A 9,071-nucleotide genomic window follows, 5' to 3' on the forward strand; every position below is an offset into this window, starting at 1 on the left:
ACGGAATCTTTCCCGCCTTGACAAGCACCCCCGAACCGTCAGGACAATAAAACTTCGGGGTGGTGGCCCCCACCGGGCGCAATGTCGCCGCCAGGCGACGAGCCAACCGCCACAGAGCGCAACGGCACGTCACCCACCCCGCCAAAAGACCAACCGGTTACCCTGAAGGTTCGAGGCCGCACGAAGCAGCTGGAGGTGCGGGTGAGCCAAGAGCTCGACGCCAACGTCCCCGCCAAGGGCGGTGCTACCCCCTCCAAAGGCGGCACCACCCCCGCCAAGACGGGGGCCACCGCCGCAGACCCCGGACGGCCCAACGGAGCCGCGCCCAACCCGTCCGCGACCCGCCGCGTCCGCGCCCGCCTGGCGCGCCGAATCACCGCCCAACGCGCAGCCCCGGTCAAGCAGGTCCTCGAACCCCTAGCGGTCATCCACCGCGAACTGCACCCCAACTCCGACCTGGGCCAGCTCCAGCGCGCCTACGACGTCGCCGAAGAACTCCACCGCGAGCAACGCCGCAAATCAGGCGACCCGTACATCACCCACCCCCTGGCAGTAGCCACCATCCTCGCCGAACTAGGCATGGACACCACCACCCTTGTAGCAGCCCTGCTGCACGACACAGTGGAAGACACCGGCTACTCCCTGGAACAGCTGAAGGCCGATTTCGGCGACAAGGTCGGCGAACTGGTCGACGGCGTCACCAAACTGGACAAGGTCAAACTCGGCACCTCAGCCGAGGCGGAGACCATCCGCAAAATGGTGATCGCGATGGCGAAGGACCCGCGCGTCCTGGTCATCAAGCTCGCCGACCGCCTGCACAACATGCGCACGATGCGCTTCCTGCCGCCGGAGAAGCAGGCCCGCAAGGCGCGCGAGACGCTCGAGGTGCTCGCCCCGCTGGCGCACCGGCTCGGCATGGCCACGGTGAAGTGGGAGCTGGAAGACCTCGCGTTCGCGATCCTGCAGCCGAAGAAGTACGACGAGATCGTCCGGCTGGTCGCCGACCGCGCGCCCTCGCGCGACACCTACCTGCGCAAGGTGATCGCGGACCTGACGAACAACCTGGTGTCGTCGCGGATCACCGCGAAGGTCGAGGGACGGCCGAAGCACTACTACTCGATCCACCAGAAGATGATCGTCCGCGGCCGGGACCTGGACGACATCCACGATCTGGTCGGCGTGCGGATCCTGGTCGAAGACGTGCGCGACTGCTACGCCGCGATGGGCGTGGTGCACGCGCTGTGGCAGCCGGTCCCGGGACGGTTCAAGGACTACATCGCGCAGCCGCGGTTCGGCGTGTACCAGTCGCTGCACACCACGGTGATCGGCCCGGACGGCAAGCCGCTCGAGGTGCAGATCCGCACCTACGACATGCACCGCACCGCCGAGTACGGCATCGCCGCGCACTGGCGGTACAAGGAAACCAAGGGCACGCACGCCAGCAACAACGCGATGGAGCTGGACGAGATCGCGTGGATGCGGCAGCTGCTCGACTGGCAGCGCGAGGCCGCGGACCCGGGCGACTTCCTCGAATCGCTGCGTTACGAACTGGCCGCGCGCGAAATCTTCGTGTTCACGCCGAAGGGCGACGTGATCACGCTGCCCGCGGATTCGACGCCGGTGGACTTCGCGTACGCGGTGCACACCGAGGTCGGCCACCGTTGCATCGGCGCGCGCGTGAACGGGCGGCTGGTCGCGCTCGAGCGGAAGCTCGAGAACGGCGAGGTCGTCGAGATCTTCACGTCCAAGGCGGAGAGCGCCGGGCCGAGCCGCGACTGGCTGCAGTTCGCCGGTTCGCCTAAGGCACGCGCGAAGATCCGGCAGTGGTTCGCGAAGGAGCGCCGCGACGAGGCGATCGACGCGGGCAAGGAAGCGATCACCAAGGAGATCCGCAAGGTCGGGCTGCCGATCCAGCGGCTCGTGTCGGCGGAGTCGATGGGCTCGGTGGCGACCGAGCTGCGGCATGGCGACATTTCGTCGCTGTACGCGGCCGTCGGCGAGGGCCACACCAGCGCGAAGCACGTGGTGCAGCGTTTGGTCGCGCTCATCGGCGGGGTCGAGGAGGCCGAGGAGGAGCTGGCCGAACGGGCCACGCCGTCCACCGTCACGCGCCGCCGCGGCTCCAACGACGTCGGCGTCATCGTCAAGGGCGCGAGCGACGTCTGGGCGAAGCTGGCGCGCTGCTGCACGCCGGTGCCGGGCGACGAGATCCTCGGGTTCGTGACGCGCGGCGGCGGCGTGAGCGTGCACCGCACGGACTGCACGAACGCCGACGACCTGCGGACGCAGCCGGAGCGGCTGGTCGAGGTGGAGTGGGCGCCGTCGTCGTCCTCGGTGTTCCTGGTGGCGATCCAGGTCGAGGCGCTCGACCGGCACCGGCTGCTGTCGGACGTCACGAAGGTGCTGGCGGACGAGAAGGTGAACATCCTGTCGGCCTCGGTGACGACGTCGCGGGACCGGGTCGCGGTGAGCCGGTTCTCGTTCGAGATGGGCGACCCGAAGCACCTCGGGCACGTGCTCAAGGTCGTCCGCGGCGTCGAGGGCGTGTACGACGTGTACCGGGTGACCTCCGCGTCATAGCTGATCCGGCGGCGTGCAAGCCGTCCGCGCCGAGACGGGTGGCTGGCAGTTTCTCGGCCGCGCCCTGGGGTAGGCCTGCGCGCCGGATTGGCCGGTCGAACAGGCGCATTTCTCCCGCGAGCGCCAGCAGGTGCAGCGGGACTGCGATTCCGGAGAAGACCTGCGTGCGGCGCTCACGGCACCAGCTCCCCGAACGTGACCCCGTGCCGGGCCGCGATGTCGCCGAGCAGCGGCACGGCGGCCGGCCACAGGGCGTTGGCCGGGACGCTGCGGTCGATTTCGCGGAAGAACTCGCCCATCGCGTCGTCCGGGGTGAGCACGAGGAACTTCGCGTGCGGCGTGTGCACGGTGAAGGTGTTGGGGATGCCCGCCGGGATGTGCACGAAGGCACCGGGGCCGAGGTCGTGGAGTTCGCCGTCGAGGCAGACGGTGATGCGGCCGTGCAGGACGTAGAACCCTTTCGCCCACGGGTCGGCGTGCGGCGGGACGGCGGGGCCGCGCGAGGCGTCGACCTCGAACAGCTCGTAGCCGCCGGTGTCCGCGGCGGACGCTTTCACCGTCACGATGGCGTCTTTCGTGTCCAGTTCCGGGCCTTCGCCCGCGGTGCTGAAGTGAATGGTCATGGCACCGAAGGTAGAAACGCCGCGGCCGCGCGACCATCCCGGAAATCAGGGATACCGGCTGCGCGAGGGCGCGCGCATACTTCCTCGGGTGTGGGAAGGCCGGGCGCAGGGCGTGCGGCGGGAGCTGGCGGCTCTCGCCACGGCCGGCTGCGGCGTCGCCGAGCTGCACGCGGCGGCCATCGAACTGGTCGACCGGGTCGTGCCGACGGAGCTGACCTGCTGGGCGTCGCTCGATCCGGACACCGCCGTGATCAGCTCGATGACCAGCGGCCGCGCGCGCATCCCGGGGGAGTACGAGCCGCTGCTGGCGACGTACGAATACGACGGCGCGGAGCCGCATACCTTCGCGCAGCTTGCCCGGCGTTCGGTGCCGGTAGCGCGGCTTTCCGACCTGCCGCGCCGGGAACGCGAGCGCAGCGGCCGGTGGGCGCAGGTGTGGCGGCCGCTCGGGCTGGAGAGCGAGCTGCGCGTCGGATTTCGTGCGGACGGCGTCTGCTGGGCCGCGGCCGGGCTGGTGCGCCGGGGCGAGTTCAGCGACCGGGAGGTGGAGTTCCTGACCTCGATCGGGCCGACGCTGGCCGCCGCCACTCGGGTCGCGGCGCTGGCGCGAGGGGCGGCTTCGGCGGCGGAACCGGCGATTGTCGTGGTCGGACCGGACGGCCGCCGTCGCGGGGCGACCGAGGAGGTCGGCGCGTGGGAGTCCGAATTGGACGCGATCGCCGACGGCCGGTTCGCGGTGCTGCTGCGCGCGGTCGCGGTCGGTGCTCAGGCCGCGGCGAGCGGGACGTTCCGGGCTCGGGTCCGCGACGCGCGCGGCGGCTGGATTGTGTTGCAGGCCAGCAGGTTGGTCTCGGACGACGACACCCGCGACATCGTCGTGACGATCCGCCGCGCTTCCGGCGGCGAGCTGCTGGACGTGCTGCTCGCGGCTTACCGGCTGACCTCGCGCGAACGCGACGTGTGCCGGGAAGTCCTGTCTGGACTGTCCACTTCGGACATCGCGGCGCGGCTGGGGATCTCGGCGAACACCGTGCAGGACCACCTGAAGTCGGTGTTCGGCAAGGTCGGCGTGCGCAGCCGCGGCGAGCTGACCGCGCGGCTGTCCGGTTAGGCCGGTGACCTGTCCCACAGCGGGATCGCGGCGGGGGCGCATTAGGGTGCTGGCATGACGGACGGACTCGAGTTCACCCGCGAAGGCGCCGTGGCCCGGCTGACGTTCTCCCGCCCGGAGAAGATGAACGCGATCACCCACGGCATGTGGGCGGCGATCCCGGGCGTGGCGGCCGAGGTCGAGGCCGATCCCGAGCTGAAGGCGCTCGTGCTGACCGGGGCCGGCCGGCATTTCTCCGCGGGCGCGGACATCGGCGAGTTCCGCGAGCTGCGCTCGACCGCGGACGCCGCCGCGAAGTACGACGAGGCCGTGGACAGCGCGGTGGCGGCGCTGACCGCGATGCGCAAGCCGACGGTCGCGATGGTCCAGGGCAACTGCATCGGCGGCGGCTGCCAGATCTCGGTCGCCTGCGACTTCCGCTTCGCCGCGGACGACGCGCGCTTCGGCATCACCCCGGCCAAACTCGGCATCGTCTACCACTTCGCCTCGACGCGGCAGCTGGTGTCGCTGGTCGGCCCGGCGAACGCCAAGTACTTCCTGCTGTCCGGCGAACTCGTCGACGCGACCAGGGCCCGCGAGATCGGGCTGGTCAACGACGTGGTCCCGGCCGCGGACCTGGAAGCCTCGACGGCCCGGTTCACCGAGACCCTGTGCGGGCGGTCGCAGGCGTCGATCCGCGGGATGAACCGCATCATCGAGAAAATCGCGGCGGGCCAGGAGAAGACCGACGACGAGGTCGAGGAGATCCGGCTCGCCGCGCTGCACGGAGAGGACTACGCGGAGGGCATGGACGCGTTCCTGAACCGGCGCGCGCCGAAGTTCACCTACCGCTAGACCAGCGCGATAAAGCGGTTGACGGCTCGGTGAGACTGGGGCCTGTGGCTCTGACAATTCACCGACGCAGCCAGAACCCGGAGCTTTTCCGGACGGTCGACCACGCCGATTTCGACCGGTCGTGGCCGGTTTTCATGCAGCACAACCCGACCGGGCACCTCTATTACGGCGAGCTCGACACCGTCGCCGATTACGTGCTGCTGGCGACCGACGGAGACGAGTCGGTCGCCAAGGCCTACTCGACGCCCTTCGCCTTCGGCGGCCCGGGTCGCAAGGCACTGCCCGACGGCGGGTGGGACGAGGTGATCCGGTGGCAGCACAGCGACCGGCTGGCCGGCCGGGACCGCAACGCGGCGACCGCGCTGGAGATCGTCGTCCGCAAGGAACGTCAGGGCGCCGGACTTGCTTCGGTGATGGTGAATGCCCTGCGGGACAACGCTTTCCGGCTTGGGCATGAGGTGCTCTACGCCCCGGTGCGGCCGTCGCGGAAGGCTGACGAGCCGGAGACTCCGATGAGTGAGTACGCCTTCCGGGTGCGGGACGACGGCCTGCCCTACGACGCGTGGCTGCGGGTGCACGTGCGCGCGGGCGGGCGGATCCTGAAGGTCTGCCCGGTGTCGATGACGATTCCCGGAACGCTGGCGCAGTGGCGGGAATGGACGGGGCTGCCGTTCGACACCGACGGGCCGGTGGTCGTGGAAGGCGCGCTGAGTCCGGTGCTGGTGTCGTTGGCGCAGGATTCTGCCGTGTATGTGGAGCCGAATGTCTGGGTGGAGCATCGCAGGCCCTGAGGGCTGCTAGATCTCGTCCCAGGGCGCGGCTTCGTAAGCCGTCGTCAGGAGTTCCGTCGCGGCGGGGGAGGTGCGCAGGGGGACGTCGTCCACCGACGCGACCGGGCGGCCGATGGTCGCGGAGTTGGTCACGAACATCGCGTCGAATTCCGGAAGCTCCGCCGGGTACACCGGCCGCGTTTCCTGCGGAACGCCAGCCGCGCGCAGCTGTTCCTCAAGCACCAGATACGTGATCCCCGGCAGCACCGGGGCTTCCGGCCACACGATCGTCCCGTCGCGCAGGAAGCCGACGTTCCAGATCGTCGCCTCGCTGATCCGGCCGTCCGCGGCGAGGAACACGGCGTCGTCGTAACCGGCGAGGGCGGCGGCGCGCGAATGCTGCGTGAGACCGAAGCCGCCGAGGTGCTTCACGTGCGGCAGATCCCGTTGGTAGGCAACAGATCGCAGCCGCATCGGCGTGGCGACGTCGGAGCGGGGCGGCGCGGTGCGCACGAGGATTTCGGGCGTCATCGCGGCGTCGTGCGGCGACGAGCGCGAGAAAATGATCACTCGCACCGACAACGCGCCCTGACCGGCGACGAGCCGCCGGACGTAGGCACGGACCAGATCCGTGTCCAGTTCGCTGCCGAACACCTCGCGAGTGTTCGCCGCGAGGCGGTCGAGGTGATAGCCGAGGCCGCGCACGCGCCCGTCGCGGACCTGCATCGCGGTGAAGTGGCCGTAGCTGGTCGCCGCGGCGGCGAGATCGGCGGTACCGGGAGCGGTGCCGCCGATCTCGACTCGCATCGTCAACTCAGGAAACCGTGACCGCGGTGAACTTGACCGGCTCCTTGGGCTCGCCGGTCGAACCGTCCTGGCCGATGGCGCCGATGCCGTTCTTCGCGATCTTGTCGAGCACCTTCAGGCCCTCGTCGGAGATGCTGCCGAAGATCGTGTACTGCGGCTGCAGCGGCGCGTTGCCGTAGACCATGAAGAACTGGCTGCCGCCGCTGTTCGGCTGGCCGGTGTTGGCCATCGCGAGGACGCCGCGGCCGTACTTCGCGGTGTCGATGAACTCGTCCGGCACGGTGAAGCCCGGGCCGCCGCGGCCGTCCTTCAGCACGTCGCCCTTCGCGTCCGGGTCGCCGCACTGCAGCATCTGCAGGTCGGTGACGCCGAGGCGGTGGCAGATCGTGTCGGTGAAGAAGCCCTGCTTCGCGAGGCTCTCGAAGGCCTGCACGGTGCACGGCGCGAGCGCGCGGTCCAGCGTCATCGGGATGTCGCCCTGGGTGGACTTCATCGTGATGTTCACGGTCCCGCTCGAGGAAACGTTCTTGCCGTCCGGCACGGTCGGCTTCTTCGTCGACGGCGGCTTGCCGCTGGCGTCGGCCGGGTACGAGCACGTCGTCGGGTTCGGCAGCGCCTTCGGGCGCTTGGGGAGCGCGGTGCGCTCGGTGGGGATGTTCGTGACGCTCGGGACCGGCGGCGCGGAGCTCGACGGCGGCGGCGTGGCGGCCTGCTGGTCGCCGCTGCCCCCGCTGTTCACGATCCACACCACGAGACCGGCGACGATGAGGACCACACCGCCGACCACTCCAGCGCCCACGATCTTGCGTCGCTTCGCCTGTTCCGCCCGGCGCACGAGCTGCCGCTCGAGTTTGCGCTTAGCGGCTTCTCGGCGCTGCTGGTTGGTCGCCACCCGCCCTCCAGTTTCCGCTCGAAGTCACACGTCTGAGGTAGCGGCAGTGTATGGGCACAGCCTGTGAGGACTCCGTACAGGGGCGGCTAGTCTTCACCGGGTCGTGATCAAGGCCGCTTCCTGGGAGGAGGGTTCGGTGCTCGTCGCCGGGTTCGCCGCGGGTCCGCTCCGCTCGAATTGCTACCTGCTGGCCCCTGCCGCCGAGGGGCCGTGCGTCGTCGTCGACCCGGGCGAGGGGGCTGCCGAACCGCTGGCCGAGGCGTTGGCGGAGCACGGGCTGACGCCGGTCGCGTTGCTGGCTACGCACGGGCATCCGGATCATGTGGGTGCTGCTGCTGAGCTGTCGCGGGTGCACGGGGTGCCGCTGTGGATGGATCCGGGGGACGCTGAGTGGTACGACGGGGCGTTTGAACCGCTCACCGGGAACTGCGTCGAGGCGGCTGGGCTGGCTGTGGGGGTGCTTTCGCTGCCTGGGCACACGCCGGGGTCCGTGGCGTTCGCGGTCGAGACGGGTGAGGGTGGCAGGCTGGTGTTCACGGGGGACACGCTTTTCGCCGGGTCGGTCGGGCGTACCGGCGGGTCCGGTGCTGATCTGGAGAGTTCGTTGCGCACATTGCTTACGCTCGCTGATGAGACCGTCGTGTTGCCTGGTCATGGGCCGGCTACGACTATCGGGCGCGAGCGCGCCGGGAATCCGTTCGTGCCAGGGGGTGCGCGGTGACTGAGAAGCCCGTGGAGCGGGTGCCGTTGTTCGCTGATGAGCCGAAGTTGCGGCGGCGGCGGGCTTGGTCTGGGATTTTTGGCGTGGTGGTTTTGGCTGCTGCGTTTGGCGGGATTGTGGGGTTGATCGGCGGGCAACTGCCGGGGCTGATCGTGGCGGCTGTGGTGGCTGTGCCGTTGGTTTACGTGGTGTTGTATGCGGCTCGGCGGCGGGTTTGGCTGGAGGGGACGACGCTCGTTGTGCGGACCTGGGGGGTTCGGCGGGTGGATTTGCTTGAGGCGCCTCGGTTGGATGTGGTGATCAGTGACGTTCGGGGGAATCGGACTGTTGCGTTGCTGGTTAATGCGGGGCAGCGGCGGCGGGCTGTGAAGCTTGATTTGGCCGTGTTTTCTGGGACTGGGGGGCGGGAGTTGGGGGCGCTTCAGTTGCGGCGGTTGGCTGATGCGTTGTTGAACAATACTGAGGCTAATGGGTTGGTGTTTTCGGAGTTGTTGGTGGCGGAGTTGCGGGCTGAGGCTCGGGGGGACGCGGTGGCGGAGAGGCCGTTGTATCGGTTGGCTTCTGCTGCGCCCAGTGGGAAGTATTTGCAGAGGTTTCCTATGGAGGCTGTTAGTCGGTTTGTGGCTACGCTGGGGTGAGTTGGGTGACTAGGTCACCAGCTGTGTTTTTGGCGCCGACTTCGTCGTCGCGTGCGGGATCGCTTTTAAGCCGGCGTTTGGGGGCTGCCCGGCGT

General features: G+C 69.3%; 9 protein-coding genes. 6 read left to right on the forward strand and 3 right to left on the reverse strand.

What is annotated here, in order from left to right; all coding sequences use genetic code 11:
* Nucleotides 1-201 precede the first annotated feature (201 nt).
* On the forward strand, nucleotides 202-2,580 hold the full coding sequence (locus ACFXI3_RS46505) for a bifunctional (p)ppGpp synthetase/guanosine-3',5'-bis(diphosphate) 3'-pyrophosphohydrolase (protein ID WP_344276917.1): 2,379 nt from the start codon (nucleotides 202-204) through the stop codon (nucleotides 2,578-2,580).
* A gap of 173 nt (nucleotides 2,581-2,753) precedes the next feature.
* Here the strand turns inward: ACFXI3_RS46505 and ACFXI3_RS46510 are convergent, their stop codons facing one another.
* Nucleotides 2,754-3,203 (reverse strand): cupin domain-containing protein, encoded by a 450-nt coding sequence (locus ACFXI3_RS46510; RefSeq protein WP_344276915.1) that lies wholly within the window; start codon nucleotides 3,201-3,203, stop codon nucleotides 2,754-2,756.
* Here ACFXI3_RS46510 and ACFXI3_RS46515 point away from each other — a divergent pair.
* From ACFXI3_RS46515 to ACFXI3_RS46525, 3 genes are read left to right on the forward strand one after another with little or no spacing between them, the layout of a single operon-like run.
* Nucleotides 3,202-4,314, forward strand: a complete 1,113-nt coding sequence (locus ACFXI3_RS46515) for a LuxR C-terminal-related transcriptional regulator (protein WP_378408608.1) — start codon at nucleotides 3,202-3,204, stop codon at nucleotides 4,312-4,314. The two genes, ACFXI3_RS46510 and ACFXI3_RS46515, sit on opposite strands and share 2 nt — an antisense overlap.
* Nucleotides 4,315-4,368: 54 nt before the next feature.
* A complete protein-coding gene (locus ACFXI3_RS46520; RefSeq protein ID WP_378408610.1) occupies nucleotides 4,369-5,148 on the forward strand; it encodes an enoyl-CoA hydratase/isomerase family protein in 780 nt (259 codons plus the stop codon).
* A gap of 44 nt (nucleotides 5,149-5,192) precedes the next feature.
* Nucleotides 5,193-5,939, forward strand: coding sequence for an N-acetyltransferase (locus ACFXI3_RS46525; protein WP_378408612.1), 747 nt, complete (start codon nucleotides 5,193-5,195; stop codon nucleotides 5,937-5,939).
* Nucleotides 5,940-5,945: 6 nt separating this feature from the next.
* Here the strand turns inward: ACFXI3_RS46525 and ACFXI3_RS46530 are convergent, their stop codons facing one another.
* Entirely contained in the window at nucleotides 5,946-6,725 is a 780-nt protein-coding gene (locus tag ACFXI3_RS46530) for an aminotransferase class IV family protein (RefSeq protein ID WP_378408616.1), read from the reverse strand.
* 7 nt (nucleotides 6,726-6,732) lie between these two features.
* Nucleotides 6,733-7,617, reverse strand: coding sequence for a peptidylprolyl isomerase (locus ACFXI3_RS46535; protein WP_344276902.1), 885 nt, complete (start codon nucleotides 7,615-7,617; stop codon nucleotides 6,733-6,735).
* Nucleotides 7,618-7,753: 136 nt separating this feature from the next.
* Between ACFXI3_RS46535 and ACFXI3_RS46540 the strand changes: the two genes are divergently transcribed.
* Together ACFXI3_RS46540 and ACFXI3_RS46545 are read left to right on the forward strand one after the other, a co-directional pair.
* The gene (locus ACFXI3_RS46540; RefSeq protein WP_378408618.1) at nucleotides 7,754-8,338 is read left to right on the forward strand and encodes an MBL fold metallo-hydrolase; all 585 of its coding nucleotides are present in this window, start codon (nucleotides 7,754-7,756) and stop codon (nucleotides 8,336-8,338) included.
* On the forward strand, nucleotides 8,335-8,976 hold the full coding sequence (locus ACFXI3_RS46545; RefSeq protein WP_378408614.1) for a hypothetical protein: 642 nt from the start codon (nucleotides 8,335-8,337) through the stop codon (nucleotides 8,974-8,976). Before ACFXI3_RS46540 ends, ACFXI3_RS46545 begins: the two co-directional genes overlap by 4 nt.
* Nucleotides 8,977-9,071: the final 95 nt, after the last annotated feature.

It is taken from the genome of Amycolatopsis sp. NPDC059235 (genome assembly GCF_042754125.1).
GTDB classification, from domain to species: Bacteria; Actinomycetota; Actinomycetes; order Mycobacteriales; family Pseudonocardiaceae; genus Amycolatopsis; species Amycolatopsis albidoflava.